Consider the following 21,956-nt stretch of genomic DNA (forward strand, 5'->3'; position numbering starts at 1 on the left):
ATGGCCAAGATCCTCGTGACCGGCGCGGCCGGCTTCATCGGCTACAACACCAGCGAGCGCCTGCTGGCGCGCGGCGATGCAGTCGTCGGCCTCGACAACGTCAACGACTACTACGATCCGACGCTGAAGGAGGCCCGCCTGGCCCGCCTGGCGCGTCACCCCGGCTTCCGTCTGGCGCGCCTGGAACTGGGTGATCGCGAGGGCGTGGAACGCCTCTTCCGTGAGGAGCGCTTCGACCGGGTGATTCACCTCGCGGCCCAGGCCGGCGTGCGGTACTCGATCACCAATCCGCACACCTACATCGACAGCAACCTCGTCGGGTTTCTGCACATTCTGGAAGGATGCCGCCATCACGGCGTGCAGCACCTCACGTATGCCTCGTCGTCGAGTGTGTACGGCGCCAACACGGCCATGCCGTTTTCGGTGCACCAGAACATCGATCATCCGGTGTCGCTGTACGCCGCCACGAAGAAGGCCAATGAACTGATGGCGCACACGTACAGCCATTTGTACGGATTGCCCACCACCGGCCTGCGCTTTTTCACGGTGTACGGACCGTGGGGTCGCCCGGACATGGCCATGTTCCTGTTCACGAAGGCCATTCTGGAAGGCAAGCCCATCGACGTGTTCAACCACGGCAAGATGCAGCGGGACTTCACCTACATCGACGATATCGTCGAAGGGGTGGTGCGCACGAGCGATCATGTCGCGGCCCCGAATCCGGACTGGAATTCCGACCGCCCCGATCCAGCCACCAGCAAGGCCCCGTACCGAATTTACAATATCGGTAACAACAACCCGGTCGAATTGATGCATCTGATCGCGACGTTGGAGCAGGCGCTGGGGCGGACGGCAGAGAAGAACATGCTGCCGATTCAACCAGGTGACGTGCCCGCGACGTATGCCGATGTGGAAGCACTCGTGCAAGACGTGGGTTTCGCGCCCCGCACCTCCATCGAGACCGGTGTAGCGAATTTCGTGGCCTGGTACCGCGACTACTACCGTGTCTGAGGCGGATATGACACGCGGGGTGGCATGCGGATCGCGATGGTGGGGAGTGGCTATGTAGGTCTCGTGTCCGGGGCCTGCTTTGCAGAGTTCGGCCCCAGTGTCACTTGTGTGGACGTGTCGGAGGCGCGCATCGAATGCCTCCGACGCGGCGAAATGCCGATTTACGAGCCCGGGCTCGATGAGCTGGTGGGCAAAGGCCTGCGCTCCGGTCGTTTGACCTTCACCACCGATCTGGCCACGGCGGTCGCGGCCGCCGATGCCGTGTTCATTGCGGTGGGCACACCATCACGTCGCGGCGACGGGCACGCCGATCTCCGCTATGTGGAAGCCGCCGCCGCGGACATCGCGCGGCACCTGACGGGCTACACGGTGGTGATCACCAAGAGCACCGTCCCGGTAGGCACCGGTCGACGCGTGGCGGAGATCATTCGCACCACCAATCCCGATGCCGATTTTGATGTGGTGTCGAATCCGGAGTTCCTGCGCGAAGGCTCAGCCATCGGCGACTTCATGCGCCCCGATCGTGTGGTGATCGGAGCCGAATCGCCGCGCGCGGCGGCGATGATGCGGGACGTGTACCGCCCGCTCTACCTGCTCGACACCCCTATGGTGGTGACCACACTCGAGACGGCGGAACTCACGAAGTACGCCGCCAACGCGTTCCTCGCCACCAAGATCACCTTCATCAACGAGATGGCCGACCTGTGCGAGAAGGTGGGCGCCAATGTGCAGGATGTGGCACGTGCCATGGGCCTCGATGGACGCATTGGTCGCACTTTCCTGCACGCCGGCCCGGGCTTCGGTGGATCGTGTTTCCCGAAGGATACGGTGGCCCTGGTGCGCACGGCACAAGAATACGGCACACCGGCGCGCCTCGTGGAAACCGTCGTGCAAGTGAACGACACGCGCAAAGGTGCCATGGCTTCACGGGTGATTCACGCATGCGGCGGATCCGTGCGCGGCAAGACCATCGGCATCCTGGGCGTGTCCTTCAAGCCCAACACCGATGACATGCGGGCCGCGCCGAGCCTGTCGATCATTCCCGCGCTGCAGGATGCGGGCGCCACGATTCGCGCCTACGATCCGGCCGCGATGAACGAAGCCGCTCCGTTGCTGCCCGACGTGCTGTGGTGCCAGCACGCGTACGAGGTAGCCACCGACTGCGACGCCGTAGTGCTGATCACCGAGTGGAACGAGTTTCGCGCACTCGACCTCGACCAGCTCGGCAGCGTCATGCGCTCACGCGTGCTGGTGGACCTGCGCAATGTGTATCGTCCGCAGGAGGCCGTGGCGCACGGGTTCTCCTACACGGGCATCGGTCGCGGGCACCATGCGACACCGATTGCCACGGTGCAACCGATCGATCGGTCGCTGCCGTTACCAGTAGAGACCGAAACGACGAGTGCCGTAGGGACCGACCACCAGCGCCGGACCGGGCAGACGCACAGCATGCAACAAGGCCTTGGTACGCACCCAGGCCGGATGATTGCCCGGCAGTCGCGAAGCGTCCACATCGAGGCCTAGCACATACTCGGCCGCGTTGCTGCTGGCAAATTCCCGTCGCCCAACCGATAGCCGTACGGCGGCGGGCCATGCCGGTGCGACGCGGTCAGGCAACAGGTCATGCACGTTTGCCGACAACCACAGCATGGAACTGTTGGTGTTCATGCGCATGCCACGCGGTCCGCGGCGCATGAGCATCCCCCGCGGCGCCACGGAGAATGACGGTGTCACGGCTCGCTTGCTCCACGACGGAACACTGGCCCGCCCATCGGGCGCGGCCGTGGCCACCGTGGAGTCCTGAGCGCGCAGCCCGACGGGCAACGCCAGGCACAGCACGGCTCCGAGCACCAAATGGCGAGCGAGTGAAGACAAATAGGACATGACAGCGCGGCTGGGGTTGACCTCTGCCAGTGCAATGGCCGTGCCCGCACCATTTCCACTCGCCACCACACCACGGGGGAAAAGGCTTCCGTGCGGGTGTGTGGTTCGTGACAGATCAGGCGCCTGCTACGGGGACGTTCCGCGCAACGTATGCACCGGACGTGACAGCACCGTGAACGCCCCCGTGCACAGTGCCTCCAAGTGTCCTTCGCGCGTGTCCCCATTCAGAGACACTCGTTGCACCCGCGCGACACTCCGCAGCGCGCGCCCTACTGCGACTTACCGCGCCGTCCCCGAGCGAAGGCCACAAAGCCTACGAGAAACACCGTCGCAAATCCGAACCACTGGAACGCGTACGACTGATGTGGTCCCTCGCCGAGAGACGGCGGAGGGATGCGGGCCGGACGCGTGACATCCCGCACGAGCGTGTCACCAAGTGCCAGCAAGAGGAACGGCGCCAAGGGTCGACCCACAATTCGTGTCAGGGAATCGTGGTCCAGCAATCGCACCGCGCGTTCGTTCGATGGCAGCGTCGCGCGTCCAGGACGCACGGGTGGATAGGACAACACCAGGGCGTCGAGTGTCAGTGTATCCGCTTCCCGTGCTTTGACGTGATCGATGGTGCGAGCATCCGGCGAGTACACGTAGCCTCGTACCAACAGAATGGCGGTATCACCCCAACTACCGTCGAGTGGTGTGAGGGGTGTGAGCAAGTGCACGCCCGGCGATCCTCCCTGCGATCGGGTGGCGTGCACGGCTTCATTCGCATAATCGGCGACGGCATGGACATGCACCCGTCGCCAGTGTGTGACCACCGTGTCCTGCCCCTGCAGTGCGGCCAGGGAGAGTGGTGCCATCGCTCCCCGATCACCCACCACACGATTCTGCACACGTCGTTCCGTCAGACGATCGAGCTGCCAGATACCAAGCCGCACACACACGGCTGCCGCGGCCACGGCCACCACGCCGAACAACCACACCTTCCCACGTGTCATTCCGATGGATCCTTCTTCGGCGCCCGGGCAGTGCGGGGCTTGGCGACTTTCGGTTTGACAGTCTTCGGCGTGTTCACAGCGGGCTGGGTTTTCGGGGTCTCGACCTTCGGCGTCGCCGACTTCGGCGATTCAGTCTTCACGACCTTTGGTGTTGCCACCTTCGGCTTTTCAGGCGCCGACTTTGTGATGGTGGGCCTGGCCACCTTCGGCGTGGTGGCTTTGCGTTTCGTTGTCTTCGGCTTTTTGACTTCCAGCGTCGCCACGTCGGACTTCGTCGTCTTGGCCTTTTCGGTCTTGGGCTTGGCAGTCTTTACCTTGACCGGTTTCGACGTTGCCCCTTCCGACGACGGCGCCGTGAGCTGTGTTGCTCCGTCACCCTCAGGCAGCAGCACCAGCATGGCCAGCGGAGGCAGCGACAACACGATCGACGCATCGAAGCCGTGATATGGCATGGCGTCGGTGGTGACTTCTTCGAACACCGGATAGCCGCTCCCACCGAACGCGCTCGCATCCGAATTGAGGAGCAAGCGATACCGACCAGCACGGGGCACTCCCAGCCGGTACTGATCGCGCGGCACGGGCGTCAGGTTGAGCACCACGAGTGCATGCGCGTCTCCGTCGAAACGCGCGTACGAGAGTACCGACTGCTCACGATCTGCCACGTCGATCCACCGGAACCCGGCGGGTTCGTGGTCCGAACGCCAGAAGCAGGCATGCGCACGGTAGGCCTGCTGCAACGCCTGCAGGAAGTCGGAGAGACCGCGACGCCGTGGATCCTCGAGCAGTTCCCACTCGAGACTCACGTCGTGATTCCACTCCCGATGCGGCGCGAGCTCCGTGCCCATGAAAAACAGCGACTTGCCGGGCCGAGTGATCGAATAGCCGAGCAGTGTGCGCAGGTTGGCAAATTTCTGCCACATGTCACCTGGCATCTTCTCCAGCAACGACCGCTTGAGATGCACCACCTCGTCGTGCGAGAGGGGGTTCATGAAGCGTTCGCTGTACTCGTACCAGATGGCGAACGTGAGCTTTTCGTGGGCGCCCTTCCGGAAGAAGGGGTCGACACGGAAGTAGTCCAGCGTGTCGTGCATCCAGCCCATGTTCCACTTGAACGTGAAACCGAGGCCGCCGTCGCGAATCGGTGCCGTGACCTTGGGCCACGACGTGCTCTCTTCGGCGATGGTGACCACGCCGGGATGCAGCGACTGCATCGCCAGGTTGAGCTGCTTGAGGAACGCAACGGCTTCGAGGTTCTCGCGTCCACCGAAACGATTGCGCAGCCACTGCCCCGCTTCGCGCCCGTAGTCGAGATACAGCATCGAGGCCACAGCGTCGACACGCAGGCCATCAAGGTGAAACTCTTCGATCCAGTACAGCGCATTGGCCACGAGAAAATTGCGGACCTCGTGACGCGCGTAGTTGAAGATATGGGTGCCCCACTCGGGATGATCGCCGAGGCGCGGGTCTTCATGCTCGTAGCAGGCGGTGCCGTCGAATCGACGCAGTGCCCAGTCGTCCTTGGGGAAGTGTGCAGGCACCCAGTCGAGCAGTACACCGATCCCGGCCTCGTGGAGGGTATCCACGAGGAATCGCAAATCGTCTGGTGATCCGTGACGGGAGTTCGGGGCGAAGTAGCCACCCACCTGATAGCCCCACGACCCACCGAACGGATGATCCTGCACCGGCAACAGTTCCACGTGTGTGAAACCGAGCGTGCTCACATGCGACGCCAGTCGCGGCGCAATCTCGCGATACGACAACAGGCGATTGTCATCGCCACGCAGCCACGAGCCGAGGTGCACTTCGTACACCAGCATCGGCTCCCTGCGCAGATCGGAGTCGGCACGTTCCGCCAACCATCGCCCATCACGCCAGGGATATCGACTGCGGGCCTGCACAATCGATGCATGCCCAGGGCCCTGTTCGAGTTTCGCCGCAAACGGATCGGTCTTCACACGCAGCGCGCCCGTGCGCGTGCGGATCTCGAACTTGTACAGCGTCTCGGCACCGATGCCCGGAATGAACAACTCGAACACCCCGCTCGCACCCAGTCGCCGCATGGTGTGCGCTCGTCCGTCCCAGCGATTGAAATCCCCGGAGACCGAGACACGCGTGGCATTGGGTGCCCACACGGTGAACGCTGTACCATCCACCCCATCGATGGTGCGCACATGGGCACCCATCTTTTCCCACAACCGCAGATGCCGCCCCTCGTTGAAGAGGTGCAGATCCACATCGCCAATCGTGGGCAGAAAACGATACGGGTCATCGAACGTGCGCACCTGCCCTTCATCGTCGGTCATCTCGAACCGATAGCGCAGCGGCAGTTTTCGGTCTGGTACGAATACGCTGTACAACCCGGATACTTCGCGCTGCATGGGCAGGTGCTGTTCGCCGATCACCACATCGATGCGACGAGCACGCGGCTGCCATGCCCGGATCACGACGCCCGAGACACCGTCGATCGTGGCGGAATGGGCACCAAGCAGATCATGTGGACTGACCGATTCGCCGCGAACCAGGCGAGTAGCCGCCTCGTCAGGGGCCGGCGGTAGAGAGAGCGCTGGCATACCTGAAGTATAGGGCCAGGACGGGAGCGCGGCGGGTTCCATCCGATGCCGAGGCCCCCATGCGTTGCCGCAAGGGACGCCACCCCAGCCTGCGACAGATGCCGTTGGTCACATCCGGGCGCCGACTGCCCCAGCCGTGAATCCGCCTCCGGTATTGCTCCGTCTAAGAGGATACAGGCGGATCGACGGCCTGTTTTCCCCACCCGGATATTGAGGAGTCGTCCCATGCTGGCACTCGTGCTCTCGACGTTCGCGACCCTTCAGGTCGTTACCCCAGCTCCTGCGCGTCTTGCTCCGACCCCCGTCGCGGTGGTCGCAGCAGTCGCAATGCCTGCCGCTGACACACCGTCCGACGAATACCTCGCGCGTGCTCGCAAGGCGTTCGATCAGGGCGATTTCCAGGCAGCCCGCCGCGACTACGTGATTGCCGCCGCGCTCGAGCGTGATGCCGGTCGCGTGCCGGTGGTCGCTTCGTTTGCCCTGTCTCGTGTGCTGTTCGCGCAGTCGAACAACAAGGAGGCCGCTCAGGTGCTGACGGAGCTCGCGCGTGAGGCCTCAGCCAAGGGTGACGACAACACGGAAGCTCGTGCCCTTGCCGACGCCATCTGGCTCAATCGCGAATCTCACCAGCTCGCGCAGGTGCGCGCCGATGCGGCACGCCTTCGTGACCTGTTGAAGGGCAAGACGCTCTCAGCCGAAACTCGCCGGATCATCAGCGAAACGACGTCCTGACCTCGGACGCGCGTCGGTTATTTCTTTCGGGGGCGCGGCCGTTCAGGTGCCGCGCCCTCTGACGTTACAGCTTCACGCGTCTGGGCAGCCGTGACCGGTTCGACATGCACCTGGGCCGCAAGACTTGGCCCCACGGCCTGCTCCTGGTCACCAATGCGCAATGAGATCGGTCCGTCGAACGGCGCCTTCGAGACCAGCGTGACGAGCGCGCCGGGCTGCAATGCGATTTCCGCGAGATAGCGCAACAGCGACGGGTTTTTGTCGCTGACCCGCACCATGTAGGCCGATTCCCCGACATCGAGATCGGCGAGTGTGCGGTGCGTACGCTCATCCACCACGCCATCGGCCGTCGGGATCGGCGCACCGTGTGGATCGGCCTCCGGATGCCCGAGCGCTGCCGACATGCGCTCGATCAGATCGTCGGACGCCGCATGTTCGAGCCGCTCGGCCTCATCGTGCACCTTGTCCCACGGATAGCCGAGCACACGCGTGAGATACGTCTCGAGGATGCGGTGACGCCGAATTGTGCGAAGCGCCGCGCGGCGTCCGAGTGGCGTGAGCTGCACGCCACGATAGGGCTCATGGTCCACAAAGCCCTGCGCCGCCAGCCGGCGGATCATTCCGGTCACCGACGCCGGTGCCACATTCAGCGCCAGCGCGACATCAGAAGTGGCTGCCGCGCCCGTGCGGGTTTCCAGTTCGTAGATCGCCTTGAGGTAATCCTCGACAGGCTCGGTCAGTGGCGGCGGAGCGGCCGCGGCGGCGCGGGAAGGCATACTCACAATCTAGTGCCGGTGGTGCCATCAGCAGGGGGCTCACAGGCCCCCCATGCGCCGTCAGCGAGGGCGCCCGGCAAGGCGCAGTCCGGCCGGTCCACGCACCATGAGCACCGGGACCATGGTTCGGTGACGGACCGTGTTGGCGGTGGTTCCGTAGATCACATCCTGCAGACCACGGTGTCCGTGCACCGCCATCGCGATCAGGTCACAATGTTCACGATCGGCAGCCGCCGCGATCTCCGATGCCGGATCCCCACCGGCCAGAATGGAATCGGCCTCGAATCCCTCGCCACGCAACGTGGCGCACCAGCCCTCGAGGTATTCACGATCGACGCGCATCTCTTCCGATTCGCGCAACTGCAGTGACTTCTGGTGCCGCGCCGCCCAGCCATCGGCGACATGCATGAGCAACAGCGACGACTTGCACAGGGTCGCCAACTGGCGCACATGCGCAATGATCACGTCGTCGTACGGTGAATGCTCGAGCGGGACGAGAATGCGGCGATACATCAGGTGATCCACTCCCGGACGGTCTGGAAGAGCAGCCAGACGTTGAGCACCGCGATGACTGCGGCGACGGTGTACGCACCGACACGCAGCGCCGTGGAATTCACGAAGCTGCCCATCTTGGTCCGATCGGACGTGAAGCGCACCAAGGGGAACACGGCAAACGACAACTGGAAGGACAGAATGACCTGGCTGAACACCAGCAGTTTCGCCGTGCCACTCTCCCCGTAAAATATCGCCACGATGGCCGCCGGCACGATGGCGATCGCGCGGGTGATCAGGCGACGCAGCCAGGGGCGGATACGGAGGTTCAGGAAACCTTCCATGACGATCTGCCCCGCCAGTGTACCAGTCAGCGTCGAATTCTGACCGGATGCCAGCAGCGCCAGGGCAAACACGGCACTCGCGCCACTCACGCCCAGCAACGGCGTGAGCAACTGATGTGCATCCTGGATTTCCGCCACCTGCGTGTTGCCCGTGCGATGAAACGTGGCCGCTGCAACAATCAGAATGGCCGCATTGATGAACAAGGCGAACGTCAACGCGATGGTGGAGTCGGCAAATGCAAAGCGCACCGCTTCACGCTTGCCTTCGGCGTTCTCGGCGTACTTCCGCGTCTGCACGATGGACGAGTGCAGATAGAGATTGTGTGGCATCACCGTGGCACCAAGGATGCCGATGGCGATGTACAGCATCTCGGGGTTGCTGATGATCTCGGTGGTCGGCACAAAACCACGCGCCACCTCGCCCATATCCGGACGCGAGATGATCAGCTCGAACAGGAAACAGCCACCCACGACAGCCACGAGCGCGATCACCAGCGCTTCGAGCATGCGGAAACCCTTGTTCTGCAGGTACAGCACCAGCAACACATCGAGGGCGGTGAGCGCGATGCCCCACGGCAGGGGAATGCCGAACAGCAGTTTGAGTGCGATGGCCGAGCCAATCACTTCGGCCAGATCGCAGGCGGCAATCGCGATTTCACACAGCACCCACAGCATGAACGCTACGCGCGGGCTGTAGTGATCGCGGCAGGCCTGTGCGAGATCGCGTCCTGTGACGATGCCCAACTTGGACGAAAGCCCCTGCAGCAGCACCGCCATCAGGTTGGACAGGAGAATCACCGACAGCAGGGCGTACCCAAACCGCGACCCGCCGGCCAGATCCGTGGCCCAGTTGCCGGGGTCCATGTACCCCACCGCCACCAGATATCCGGGGCCGGCAAAGGCCAGCAGCTTCCGGAACCACGTGGCACCGTGCACCTCTACCGAGCGATGCACCTCGGACAACGACGGCGCCAACCGCGCCCGACGCCACCCGCCTTCGCCCGGCATCTCCCATGCCGAATCGACCGGGGAGGCGCCTATAGCCGAAGCACCCGCCGGCGAAGCACCCGCAGGCGCGCCGTCTTCGGGTTCAGCGGGGACATCTCCATTTTGCGTAGCCATGCCACAATTTTAGGCTACGCTAAAAATATTTCAAGCCGCACCAAGACGGGGAAACCGGCGGCTGGTGCGCCGCCGGCCAATCCATGGGTCGGTCAGTGACCCGCAGCCACCCCGTCGCGCCGCGGGTCCGCCACACCGATCCGGCGGCCATCGGGCGCCACATACACAGCATGCACCCCGCCGAAGGTGATGTCGGCCACGCGGCTCACCGGGCGATAGCCGCGCAGTACCAGCGCCTGATACACGGGAGCGGCAAAGCCCGCCTCCACTTCCACTTCTTTCTGGACCGCCGAGGCATAGATGCGAGGCGCCGCGATCGCGATCCAGGGATCTTCACCGAACGCCAGCATGCGCAGCGTGACCTGGGTGATGGCGGGCTGGATGTACTGTGAACCGGCAGCGCCGATCACCAGCCGCACCTTGTCGCCCTGCAGCAGCATGGTGGGCGACATCGTGGAGTTGGCATACCGGTGTGTGCCGCGGGTGCGCGCGTCGAAGTTGCTGCCCGACGAATTGAGGAAAAACCCATCGGTGTACACACCCGAGCCGAACAGCACGCCCACGGTGGTCGTCGCTGACACCGCGCTCCCATCACTGTCCACCACGGACAGATGCGAGGTGAAACTCTGCATGTGCTGCTCATCGTAGACCACCGCGTCCTGCGAAGCGGCATCGTCGCCCGGCGCCGACTGTGTGGCCGGCACCGCCGGATACGGATCGAAGCGCGTGCAGGCGCCCTGCACGGACGTCGAATCAAACGCCCACGCGTCACCAGCCACTGCGGTATCGGGCAGCACGCCGCCAACGAGCCCCGCCCGCTGCCTGGCGAATCCGCTCGTGGCCACACCGCGCGCCGGCACGCGCATCACCTGCGGATCACCACGCCAGCGGTTGGCGTCTGCTCCCGCGATGCGCAGGATATCCGCCATCTTCACCACCGACTCCGGCGTATTGGTGAAGCTGCCATTCACGCCCGACTGCTCGGCGATCTGCAGCATCTCCAGCACCGCCGATCCACCCATTGGCGGTGGCGCGCCCAGCACGGTGTAGCCGTGCCACGTCGCACACAGCGGGCGCATGGTCATCACCGGATAGCTGTTCATATCCGCCACACTGATCAATCCGCCCAGCGACTTCACCTTGGCCGACAACCGTTCCGCCACGCTACCGCGATAGAAGCCGTCGCGTCCATCACTCTGGATGCGCTCGAGCGTCGAGGCCAACTCCGGTTGTACGAGGCGATCACCGGGCCGCAGCGCTTCTCCACGCGGCATGAAACGCGCCATGGCCAGCGAATCCGCGGTGAGCTTGGTGCGCGAGGAAACAATGGTGCGGGCCAAGAGCGGCGAGACGATGAACCCATCACGCGCCAGACGGATAGCCGGCGCCATCACCTGCGCGCGCGTGAGCTTGCCCCACTTGCCGTGTGCTTCGAGCAGGCCCGCCACCATGCCGGGTGTCGCGGCGGCGCGCCCCATGCTGCGCCCACGTGTCGTATCAGCCTGCCCCCAGGCCGGATCGCCACCCGTGCGCGGATAAAACGACAGATGCTCCACCCGTTTCTGCTTCGCGTCGTAAAACGTCATCGCGCCGCCACCGCCGAGTCCCGTCTGCGACACGTCGGTCACGGAAAGCGCAAATGCCGTGGCCACGAAGGCGTCGATGGCATTGCCACCCTGCCGCAACACTTCATCGCCTGCGGCAGCGGCATCGGGGTGCGACGCCGCGACCATGCCGCTCCGGCCTTCCACGCGTTTGCCAGCCATGGGTGCCACGGCACCTTCGCCGGCAGGTTTGGCACACGCGGACGTGAGCGCGCCGGCACACAGCGCGAGGGAAAGAACGCGACGGGACATGGCCGAATGCCTCAGGGGTCGAACAGGGGAAGCAACTGGCTGACGATGCGCTCGGTCAGCCCCCATACGATATAGCGATCCACACGGAATCCCGGAAATCGGGCCCGTGCGCCATTGATGGTCATGACGTGCTCGGCCTGCGTATCCGGATGGCGCAACATGGCCAACGGCACCCAGTAAGTGGCCGCCACTTCGACATTGGGCACAAACGTGACGTCGGCCGGCACGAGGGCGATGAATGGCCGGATCACGATTGGTGGCAGTGACGGGCTGCGCGGCGCCAGATCGTCCAGTCGCCCCAGCATCACCCCCTGCGTCAGATCGAGCGACAGTTCCTCGGCCGTCTCGCGCACCGCCGTCATCTCGAGTGAGGCGTCCCCAGGCTCGAGGCGACCACCGGGGAAGGCCATGTGCCCGCTCCACGGATCACCATCACGATCCGCGCGTTTGATGAACAGCAGCTCTGGCCCCGTATCCACCACCCGCAAGACGGCCGCTACCGCAGCGAGCCGCATATTCGGCAAGCGATCCGCATCCTGTGACACGCGGGCGGCAAGCCGATTCGCCAGGCGTGCCACGTCTTCCTGCTGCAACGCCGCCAACAATCCACCTGGCGCCGCCGACGACATTCCGGATGGTTCACTGGACGGCACGGTGGCACCCGTTGCAGGCGCCACCGGATTCCCTTCTCGACGATCCATCGCGATCAGCCGGCGACCTCTCCGCCCGATGCCACCCAGTCACGGAAGCCACCCGCCAGCGACGCGACATTGGCGTATCCCATCTCTCTGAGCGTCACCGCCGCCAGCGCCGAACGATTGCCGCTCGCGCACATCAGCACCACGCGCGCGTCACGCGGTACCTTCGCTTCGATCTGATTTTCGAGCACCCCGCGTCCGATGTACTGCGCGGGCTTGGCATGGCCGAGGCTCCATTCGTTCTGCTCACGGATATCGATCAACTCCACCGCCTCACCCCGGGCGAGCGCGTCCTGTACTTCACGCGCCGTGACTTCGGTGATCTGGGCCTTGGCTTCGGCAATCAGCTGCTGAGCGGTCTTCATCGTGATATGCTCCGGTTCCTGGTGACGGGTCAGGGTGATGTTGGACCGACGCGGTGGACGGCCAGTGTGCCTGCGTCCGCATCGAGCGTCGCACGTGCACCGAAGGGCAGCGTCCACTGATCCTCAATATGTCCCACGGGGATGCCACGAAGCGCCGGCACATGCAACGCCTCCGCAACGTCCTGCAGGACGAGGGCCAGCGATCGTGATCCATCGCTGGTGGTGTCGAGGCAGTTGGTGAACTGCCCGAAGGCCAGCCCTGCGCATCCATCGAACGCTCCGGCCAGTCGCAACTGCGTGAGCATGCGATCGATGCGGTAGGTGGCTTCATCGATATCCTCGAGGATGACAATCGCACCACGAAAGTCCATCGCCCAAGGTGTACCACAGAGTGCGGCGACAAGTGCCAGATTGCCACCGGCCAATTTGCCCGTCGCCAATCCAGACACCATGCAGGTGGTGTGTGGTGCCACGAGCGGGGTGACTCCCGGTGTCGCCTCCTGCACGGCCGATACAAACGCCGCACGCGTGAACGCGGTCAGTGACGCTCGTGCGGTAGGCCCGTGATAGCTCACCAGCCCGGCCCGTTGCCAGGCGGCGTGCAGGGCGGTGATGTCGGAGTATCCAATCAGCGCCTGCGGGCGCACACGCCCCCGCGTGCGATCCAATGCGTCCTGCACCTGTGGCAGCAGCCGCATCGCGCCGTACCCGCCTCGCAGACACCAGATCGCGTCGATGTCGTCGTCGAGCATGGCGGCCACGAGATCCTGCGCACGATCGGCATCGGAGCCCGCGAAGTATCCATCGCGGGCAAGCGCGTGCTGACCAACCGAGACCCGCCAGCCCAGACTGGTCGCCGACTCGATCGCATGCTCGAGTTCATGGGGACCGCCCAAGGGACCGGAGGGGGACACGAGGGCGATGTGTGCCCCCTCCCCCAACAGCGCAGGTTCCCGCAACGCAGACACGGCCCCCAACATCATCACACCGTCGTCAGGCGACGCGCCCGATCGAGGTACGCCTCACGCAGACGCTGCGTCACCGGCCCCGGCGTTCCATTGCCAACGACCGTGTCATCGATGCGCGTGATCGGCAGGACGAAGCTCGTGGCGCTCGTGAGGAAACACTCGTCGGCCGCTACCGCCTGGTCCACCGTGAATGCCCGCTGCACCAGCGGCATGCTCACGTCGATGGCCAGGGCAATTGCCACATCCCGCGTGATGCCGGCGAGAATATCGCTGGACAAAGGACGCGTGTACGTCACACCGTCTTTCACGATCCAGAGCGTGCTCGACCCGCCTTCGGTAACGAGCCCGTCTTCCTGCATCATGGCCTCGAAGGTGCCCGCTGCGCGCGCGGCCTGCTTGGCCAGCACCTGTGCCAACATGGACGTCGACTTGATATCGCAGCGCGCCCAGCGCAGATCGGGCACGACATGTACCGCGACCCCCGCAGCATTCGGGTCGTCGCTGAGCTTCTTGGGGCGGGCATAGGCAAACACCGACGGCTTCACCGTGGTCGGGAACGGGAAATCGCGCTCCGCCTCGCCGCGTGTCACCTGCAGGTACACCAACCCTTCGTCGATCCCGTTCGTGGTGGCCAGCGATTGCATCACCTCGAGCAACGTGTCATTGCTCGCCGGCGCGGGCATGCCAATCTCACCCAACGATCGCGTCAGGCGCGCCAGATGGAGATCGGCATCGAGCAATCGCCCCTGAAACACGGCCGCCACTTCGTACACCCCATCTCCGAAGAGGACGCCACGATCGAAGATGGAAAGCTTCGCTTCCGACTCGGGGACGAATTGGCCGTTGATCCAGCAGGTGCGCATGACGGAAACCGGAGAGATGACATGGCATGGGCCGCGCCGGAATGACGCGCCCGGATGCATCACGGGAAACGCCGCCCATCGCTATCGACGGCATCCTGAAAAGATAATGGATCGCACACGCCCCCTGCGTTCCCATGGGCATGGGCGCGCATTTCGGATGACACACCGGCGGATGCGCCATGCCATCGTGGCGCCGTGCTCACCCTCCGCGCCGCCGCCCAGCTCCTCTCCCGCGCCGACTCCCACTCGGCCCTGCGGGCCCTCGCCCCCGTCCTGGGATTTGCGCCTGACCCATTGACGGTTCCGACCGCCATCCGACGGGATCTGGGGCTGCAAGACCTGGTGCAACGCGCCGACCTCTTTGAAGGCCCGGGAGCGCTGCGACTGCTCACCGCGCACCTCACCCCTGCCGACACACTCGACGGGGCTCACGACCTGCGGGAACGGACCAAACGGGTCGCGGAGGCACTCGTTCGGCATGCGCCCACCCGCCAATGGCTGCTCTGCACCATCGACGATCAGGAGTGCATGTTGTGCCTGGCAGCGGTCAGCGACACCAACGGCGGGCCGCGCGTGGCAGCACTCCGCGTGGACCGACGCCGAGTCCTCGATTCCGACGCCGACACCTTCCGGGCACTGGCCGCTGCGGCGCACGATCCCTCTCCGATTCGGCATGCCCGCTTCACCGATATCCTGCGGCGGGATGCGCTGTCGCTGCGATTCTATCGCGCGCTCGAACAGGCCGTCGACACGCTGGCTCGCTCGCTGGCCCCGTCAGGCCGCACCCGCAGTCGCGCCGCCACCGCGCTGACCCCCGCCCAGCGACGGGAGCTGGCCCTGCTGTGCCTCTCACGCTGTCTGTTCCTGGGTTTCCTCGAAGCCAAAGGCTGGCTCGACGATCGTCGCGACTTTCTCCTCCACCATACCCTCCGTGTGCTCGAAAGCGGGGGCGCGTTGCACGAGCGCCTTCTCCGTCCGCTGTTCTTCGGCACGCTCAACACACCGCGCCGCGCACGCGCCGTCACAGCACGTCTGTTCGGTCGTGTCCCGTTTCTCAATGGCGGACTCTTCTCACCCACGGCACTCGAGCGGCGCGCGCGCACACTGCACTTCAGCGACGATGCGCTCACGGCCCTCATCACCGGCGTGCTCGATCGCTACCGCTTCACCGCACACGAAGATTCGACGTCATGGTCCGAAGCCGCGGTCGATCCCGAAATGCTCGGTCGCGCCTTCGAAAGTCTCATGGCAGCCGAAGACCGGCGTCGATCCGGGGCCTTTTATACGCCGCCGCATCTGGTCGACGCCGCCATCTCCGAGGCACTCACGGCGCTGCTCCCCTCCATCCCGGCGGCTGTGCTCGAAGAGTCCTCCAACGCCCCCCTCTCCGCAGAAGCGGCGTTCACCATCACCCATCGATTGGCCTGCCTGCGCGTCCTCGATCCGGCCTGCGGCTCCGGTGCGTTCCTGGTGCGTGCCCTCGAACGATTCGACACACTACTCAAACGCGCCGGCGACCAGCGTCCAGCCCATGAACGGCGTCGCGCCCTGCTCACACTTGGTATCTTCGGCGTCGATCGCGATCCGATGGCGGTCTGGCTATGCGAATTGCGACTGTGGCTGGCAGTGGTCATCGAATGCCACGATCCGGATATCGACCGCATCGCGCCGCTCCCCAACCTCGACCACCACATCAGAATCGGAGACTCGCTGGCTGGAGGCACCTTCCGGTTTGCACCTCCCAGCGGTCGCACGCTCTCCACCCTGCGTGCTCGCTACAGCCGGGCCAGCGGCGCCCGCAAAATCACCATCGCATCAGCACTCGACCAGGAAGAACGCCGACGCAGTGTCGCGGAACTCTCCTCCCGCCTCGACGCCATCGGCCGTGAACGACGGCAACTGCTGACCAGCCTGCGCGGACGCGACCTCTTCGGTCAACGCACACGCGCCACACGTGCCGATCGGGCCAGACTCACCACCCTGCGCACCTCCACCCGCGAACTGTCCACGCACCGCAAACGTCTCCAACTCGGAGGCGCGCTCCCCTTCCGCTTCGGCGCCATGTTCGCTGATGTCGGAGCAGCACATGGGTTTGATCTCGTTGTCGGCAACCCACCGTGGGTGCGCCCACACGCCATGCCCGAACACGAACGACAGTGGCTGCGCCAGGAGTTCCGCGCCATGCGACACGCGGGATGGCGCGCCGGGGCTACCCGCGCTGGCGCCGGTGCCGGTTTTGCCGCCCAAGCCGATCTCGCGGTCGCCTTCGTGGAACGCAGTATGCAGTTGCTGGCCCCGCGCGGTACCCTGGCGCTGCTCGTACCGGCCAAACTGTGGCGCACACTCGCCGGAGGCGGCATTCGTCGAGCGCTGCAACAGGAGATGCATCTGCACGCACTGCACGACTGGAGCGACGCCCCGGCACAGTTCGATGCGGCCACCTACCCATCACTCGTCGTGGCGACTCGGCGTGCGAGCCCCGCCGCTGCCGATACCTCCCGGTTCGCCGAATCGTCGCCCCTCCTTCTCAAAGATTCACCGGTGCGCGTCACCATCGTGCGGGAAACCCCGCTCCACTTCCAGGTGGAGCCGCACGCCCTCTCGCTCGATGGTGATCCTGACGCACCGTGGCTGCTGCTCCCCCACGCCCCACGCCTGGCTTTCCAACGGCTGCGCGATGCGGGTCCGCCGCTCGCGCACTCCCCACTCGGCCGCCCCCTCCTCGGCGTCAAGTGTGGATGCAATGCCGCCTTCCTCGTGCACGCGCACGAACACGATGATCACTCGGCCACCGTCACCGCACTGACCACATCGGCCCCACGGCAAGGTGTCATCGAACGCCACCTGCTCCGCCCCGCGCTCCGCGGTGAAGCCGTCCGCGATCCCTTCGCACCCAAGGTCGATGATCGCGAGGAGCCGCCGCACGCGAATGACTTGCGCATCATCTGGACCCATGGACTCGATGGCGCCGCGCTACCCACACTCCCCACCGCGACCCAACGCTGGCTCGCACACTGGCGTCCCCGACTCCACGCCCGGCGCGACGCGCGACACCACACGCCATGGTGGTCACTCTTCCGCACCGACTCTGCACGCAATGATGCACCACGCGTTGTGTGGGCAGATATCGGCAGGTCGCTCCGCACGCAGGTGCTGCCGGCTGGCGATCCCACCGTACCACTCAACAGCTGCTATGTCGTGCGTGTGCCCACCGATTCCGATGCCTTCGCCCTGCACGCCCTGCTGCAGTCCACCGTTTCGGCCGCCTGGCTCGATCCGCTCGCCGAACCCGCACGCGGCGGCTTCCGACGTTTCCTCGGCTGGACCATCGCATCACTGCCGTTGCCCGCCGACTGGCCCGCCGCCCGCCGCATACTGGCCCCCATCGGGGAGCGACTACATCGCGGCATATCACCTCCAACACGCGACACGCTCGATGCGGCAGTAACAGACACCTACGGGCTCACCTTCGATCAGATCCAGCCGCTGATCGATTGGTACCGCCGTGGCTGAGCCACACGGCAGAACGCCCGTGCTGCCGAGCAGCATGCCACTTACCGAAGTGCAACACCGCATCGCGCAGGCGCTGCGCACGACACCCCCACACCACCACGAGTCACTCACCCTCGGACTCGTGCAATTGTTGCCCACGCAGCTCGAAACGGCAGTCCATGTGCGCAGCATCATCGCCCGATACGGCGGTGCCCTGCTGGCCGACAACGTAGGATCGGGAAAGACCTTTGTCGCCCTCGCCGTCGCGCGCCACTACCAGTTGGTTCACATCGTGGCGCCCGCCACCTTGCTCTCCATGTGGTGGGATGCGGTCCAACGCACATCGACCACGACACCAGCGCCGGAACAGACCCGGCCACCGAAGCGACCACAGGTTCAGGTGCATTCACTGCACCAGTTCTCACGTCGACGCCACGCAAGACTCGCGTCCAACACCAGCACACTCGTTGTGATCGACGAGGCGCACCAACTCAGACACGCCAACACCGCCCGCTACCGCGCCCTCGCTCATGCCGTGACCGGCGCACACACACTCCTGCTTTCGGCCACACCGCTTCACAACACCGCGTCGGAACTGCAGACACTGTGCGCCCTGTTCACACGCCAGGTGCAACCGGAGATGATCGTCAGGCAATCCACACCGTCCGTGCCGGAATCAGGGTCCACGCAAGGCCGAGTCCACCGTCCCACCATCGTCGAACATCGCATTCGTCCGATTCCGCAGAACGAAGAGACCCTTACTAAGATCCTGACACTGCCCGCGCCACTGCCCACGCGAGATGGCGCCGCCGCAGGCGCGTTCATTCGACTCGGACTCTTACGCGCCTGGTGCTCCAGTGATGCGGCCCTGGCCGGCGCACTGCGTCGTCGCCAACTCCGTGGCCAAGCTCTACGCGATGCCTTGCATGCCGGGAGACACCCGACCGCAGAGGAACTGCGGTCGTGGGTCATCGGTGAATCCGATGGGCAACTGGCCTTCCCGGAACTCCTTGTGACTCATGCGGTGGAGGCGATGCCACTCCTGCTCACACTGGAGCACCACCTCCAGGCGATCACCGCACTCACACACCACCATGGGCTGACCAGCACAGGTGACACAGTTCGCGCACAACGGCTGCGCGAAATCATGCATCGTCACGCCGACGTACCGATCATCGCGTTCTCCCAATTCGAACGCACCGTGATTGCGATGTATCGAGCGCTCGCGGACATCGCGGGCGTGGGCATGCTCACCAGCAGCAATGGTCGCATCGCGAGCGGACCCATTCAACGGGAGGAACTGCTGGGGTTCTTTGCGCCCACCGCACAAGGGCGACCGCCCCCACCGCCGCACCAGGCGGTGCGATTGCTGATCACGACGGACTTGTTGGCAGAAGGTGTGAATCTCCAGGATGCCGGCGTCGTCGTGCATCTCGATTTGCCGTGGACACACGCGTTGCTCACCCAACGCGTCGGCCGTTGTGCACGCCTCGGATCGCCCCACCAAGCCGTGCACGTCTACCGACTCCGGAGCTCCGCACATGCGACATCCGCCCTGCGTGCCGAAGCGCGCATCGCACAAAAGGCGAGCCTGGCCAGACGACACGTAGCGGGAACACGCGCCCAACCCAGCCCGCCGGAGATCTCAGCACGTTTGCGGGAGGCGATCGAGACGTGGGATCGTGCGACCACAGCTTCCTCGCAGGAATGTCCATCCGTCGCCTTTTCGGTGTGCTGGCGTCGTGATGCGCGTCGTACCACGCAGGCGCTCGCCTTGCTGCACCCTCCCGATGCATCACACCCCCGCCTTCTCGTAGTCCGACCGGGCGGTAGCCCGCCAGTGTTGTCCGGTTCGCACACGTTGCTTGCAACGATCCGCGCCATATCCGGGTCCGAGGAGGGCGCAGTGTCCCGCGCCGCCGTCGCGCCCGAGTATGAGCGTGTCCATCGCTGCCTCACCCGATGGGTCGACCGCCAAACCGCGGCAGCCTCGTTGGGCGTCACGCCGCATCGCTTGTGGGATATCGACAGGAACCAGGCCACGCCGACCCAGACACGGGCGCTCCGGCTGCTGCACCGCGCCCTCGCGCAACTCACCGTCACCGAACGCACGAGGGAAGCGCCACACATTGTCAGGATCCAATCAACCATCGAGACACTCCGAGGAGCTGGCATGGAGGCCGCCCTCGCTGCGTGGTGCGCACGAGCGCCCACGCTTTCGCCCAGCACAACGGCCGAAGTGCGCCAATGGCTGGCAGGCTGGGAAAGGGACCCGCTCCTCCGGCAGGCGGCACCCACGACATCGCGGCGGGATAACGACTCGGATCACCACCCGGATCACACCGGGTCCGTGGCATCCGACCGGTATCGTCTCGTGGCCATGATCCTGATACTCCCGATTAATCTTCGGACATGACCCAAGGCCGGACACCGCACGCCCTGCTCTTCGATCTTGATGGCACGCTGATCGACTCCATCCAGTTGCTGCTCGAAAGCATGCAACACGCATTCGTCGGACACCGGCGATGCCCGACCACCGCCGAATGGGTGGCTGGCATCGGTACCCCGCTGCGCGCCCAGCTCGCGGAGTGGTGCGACACTGCTGACGAAGCCGAGCAGTTGGTCACGCGGTATCGGGAGTATCAGGACCGGCACCTCGAGAGCCTCACCACGCCCTACCCGGCCGTGCTGGAGATGCTGGCCTGGGCCCGGGAACGCGGGCACCCCACCGCCATCGTCACCAGCAAGGGGCGGATCATGACCAGCCGGTCGCTGCAGCATGTCGGGTTGGCAGACGCCTTCGACACCGTGGTGACCTTCGAAGAGACCGAGCGCCACAAGCCACTGGCCGACCCCGTGCTGCTGGCCCTCGACCGGCTGGGCGCCACACCCGACCGCGCTCTGTTTGTCGGCGATTCGCCACACGACATGTTTTCCGGCCTGGCCGCCGGCGTGAAGACCGCCGCCGCGCTCTGGGGACCGTTTTCGCGGGAGGAGCTGGCCAAGGCGTCCCCGACCTTCTGGATGACCGGCTTCCACGAGCTCCCGGACATCGTGGCCCGCCTCGACTGAGCCGGCTCCGAGCCACGGCGGTCTATTTCGACCTGCGTTCAAACCCTGCGGGGCGCCGGATCATCCAATCGGGTGCAACGTTCCCGGAGCCCCTTTGCTCGCACTCGTCGTGACAGATCCCTTTCTCGAATCCCGGCCGTTTCCGGCCCCGGTGACATCACCGGGGGTGGACGACGTGTCGGCGGCCGCGAATGGCGATCGTCAGGCGTTCGAGCGGGTATACCGCGCCCATGCGGATCGTGTGTTCGGTCTGTGTGTCCGCATGCTGGGCGATCGGGTGCTGGCCGAGGAGGTGACGCAGGACGTGTTCGTGCGCGTCTGGCAGAAACTTCCCGGATTTCGTGCCGAGGCGGCGTTCTCCACCTGGCTGCATCGGGTGGCCGTCAACGTCATCCTCTCGCGCCGGAAGAATCTCGGGGTCCAGCACGGGCGACACGCGGAGGAGGAGGTGCTGGATGTCACCCCTGCGCGTGCCGACCGGGTCACCGAGCGTCTCGACCTGGAGGACGCGATCGGTGGGCTCCCCAACGGCGCGCGCCGGGTGTTCGTCCTGCACGATGTGGAAGGCTTCACGCATGAAGAGATCGGCGAGCAGCTCGGCATCACCCCCGGTGGCAGCAAGGCCCAGTTGCACCGGGCCCGCATGCTGCTCCGGAATGCCCTGACCCGCTGAGACCTGTTTTCCCGACCGTTCTGTCTTTCGTACCGCGCCCGAA

The 21,956-nt window shown here is 65.1% G+C and carries 17 protein-coding genes; 7 read left to right on the forward strand and 10 right to left on the reverse strand.

Annotated features, from left to right (window positions below; genetic code table 11):
• Both GAU_RS13905 and GAU_RS13910 read left to right on the forward strand, forming a co-directional pair.
• Positions 1–1,011, forward strand: a complete 1,011-nt coding sequence (locus tag GAU_RS13905) for an NAD-dependent epimerase (protein ID WP_015894517.1) — start codon at positions 1–3, stop codon at positions 1,009–1,011.
• A 24-nt stretch (positions 1,012–1,035) separates the two neighbouring features.
• Entirely contained in the window at positions 1,036–2,535 is a 1,500-nt protein-coding gene (locus tag GAU_RS13910) for a UDP-glucose dehydrogenase family protein (RefSeq protein ID WP_015894518.1), read from the forward strand.
• Between the two features lie 629 nt (positions 2,536–3,164).
• On the opposite strand, the gene GAU_RS13915 is transcribed toward GAU_RS13910, so the two are convergent.
• Both GAU_RS13915 and glgB read right to left on the reverse strand, forming a co-directional pair.
• Positions 3,165–3,890: an SURF1 family protein gene (locus GAU_RS13915; protein ID WP_015894520.1), complete on the reverse strand. Its 726-nt coding sequence runs from the start codon at positions 3,888–3,890 to the stop codon at positions 3,165–3,167.
• Positions 3,887–6,460: a 1,4-alpha-glucan branching protein GlgB gene (gene glgB, locus GAU_RS13920; protein ID WP_156799041.1), complete on the reverse strand. Its 2,574-nt coding sequence runs from the start codon at positions 6,458–6,460 to the stop codon at positions 3,887–3,889. Before glgB ends, GAU_RS13915 begins: the two co-directional genes overlap by 4 nt.
• A gap of 327 nt (positions 6,461–6,787) precedes the next feature.
• Here glgB and GAU_RS13925 point away from each other — a divergent pair, with 327 nt between their 5' ends.
• Positions 6,788–7,192, forward strand: coding sequence for a hypothetical protein (locus GAU_RS13925; protein WP_041265543.1), 405 nt, complete (start codon positions 6,788–6,790; stop codon positions 7,190–7,192).
• 17 nt (positions 7,193–7,209) lie between these two features.
• Here the strand turns inward: GAU_RS13925 and GAU_RS13930 are convergent, their stop codons facing one another.
• From GAU_RS13930 to GAU_RS13965, 8 genes are all read right to left on the reverse strand, one after another.
• Positions 7,210–7,968, reverse strand: a complete 759-nt coding sequence (locus tag GAU_RS13930; protein WP_015894523.1) for a metal-dependent transcriptional regulator — start codon at positions 7,966–7,968, stop codon at positions 7,210–7,212.
• Positions 7,969–8,028: 60 nt separating this feature from the next.
• Positions 8,029–8,481, reverse strand: a complete 453-nt coding sequence (locus GAU_RS13935; RefSeq protein ID WP_015894524.1) for a universal stress protein — start codon at positions 8,479–8,481, stop codon at positions 8,029–8,031.
• On the reverse strand, positions 8,481–9,812 hold the full coding sequence (locus GAU_RS13940) for an Nramp family divalent metal transporter (protein ID WP_015894525.1): 1,332 nt from the start codon (positions 9,810–9,812) through the stop codon (positions 8,481–8,483). Before GAU_RS13940 ends, GAU_RS13935 begins: the two co-directional genes overlap by 1 nt.
• A 206-nt stretch (positions 9,813–10,018) precedes the next feature.
• The gene (locus GAU_RS13945) at positions 10,019–11,782 is read right to left on the reverse strand and encodes a gamma-glutamyltransferase family protein (RefSeq protein WP_015894526.1); all 1,764 of its coding nucleotides are present in this window, start codon (positions 11,780–11,782) and stop codon (positions 10,019–10,021) included.
• A gap of 11 nt (positions 11,783–11,793) precedes the next feature.
• Positions 11,794–12,483, reverse strand: coding sequence for an NUDIX hydrolase (locus tag GAU_RS21080; RefSeq protein ID WP_052574462.1), 690 nt, complete (start codon positions 12,481–12,483; stop codon positions 11,794–11,796).
• Between the two features lie 5 nt (positions 12,484–12,488).
• On the reverse strand, positions 12,489–12,845 hold the full coding sequence (locus tag GAU_RS13955; RefSeq protein WP_015894528.1) for a rhodanese-like domain-containing protein: 357 nt from the start codon (positions 12,843–12,845) through the stop codon (positions 12,489–12,491).
• Between the two features lie 29 nt (positions 12,846–12,874).
• Positions 12,875–13,828 carry a S66 peptidase family protein gene (locus GAU_RS13960; RefSeq protein WP_052574463.1) on the reverse strand — a complete coding sequence of 318 codons (954 nt, stop codon included), beginning with the start codon at positions 13,826–13,828 and terminating at the stop codon, positions 12,875–12,877.
• A complete protein-coding gene (locus tag GAU_RS13965) occupies positions 13,828–14,676 on the reverse strand; it encodes a D-amino-acid transaminase (RefSeq protein ID WP_041265544.1) in 849 nt (282 codons plus the stop codon). Before GAU_RS13965 ends, GAU_RS13960 begins: the two co-directional genes overlap by 1 nt.
• A gap of 195 nt (positions 14,677–14,871) precedes the next feature.
• On the opposite strand from GAU_RS13965, the gene GAU_RS13970 reads away from it, so the two are divergent.
• The 4 genes from GAU_RS13970 (at position 14,872) to GAU_RS13985 (ending at position 21,913) form a co-directional block, all read left to right on the forward strand.
• Entirely contained in the window at positions 14,872–18,189 is a 3,318-nt protein-coding gene (locus tag GAU_RS13970) for an Eco57I restriction-modification methylase domain-containing protein (protein ID WP_015894531.1), read from the forward strand.
• A gap of 34 nt (positions 18,190–18,223) precedes the next feature.
• Positions 18,224–20,584 (forward strand): DEAD/DEAH box helicase, encoded by a 2,361-nt coding sequence (locus tag GAU_RS13975; RefSeq protein WP_156799042.1) that lies wholly within the window; start codon positions 18,224–18,226, stop codon positions 20,582–20,584.
• Positions 20,581–21,240: an HAD family hydrolase gene (locus GAU_RS13980; RefSeq protein ID WP_015894533.1), complete on the forward strand. Its 660-nt coding sequence runs from the start codon at positions 20,581–20,583 to the stop codon at positions 21,238–21,240. The genes GAU_RS13975 and GAU_RS13980 overlap by 4 nt, the downstream gene beginning before the upstream one ends.
• A 109-nt stretch (positions 21,241–21,349) precedes the next feature.
• Positions 21,350–21,913: an RNA polymerase sigma factor gene (locus GAU_RS13985; RefSeq protein WP_052574608.1), complete on the forward strand. Its 564-nt coding sequence runs from the start codon at positions 21,350–21,352 to the stop codon at positions 21,911–21,913.
• Positions 21,914–21,956 lie beyond the last annotated feature (43 nt).

It is taken from the genome of Gemmatimonas aurantiaca T-27, from assembly GCF_000010305.1.
Classification (GTDB): Bacteria; Gemmatimonadota; Gemmatimonadetes; order Gemmatimonadales; family Gemmatimonadaceae; genus Gemmatimonas; species Gemmatimonas aurantiaca.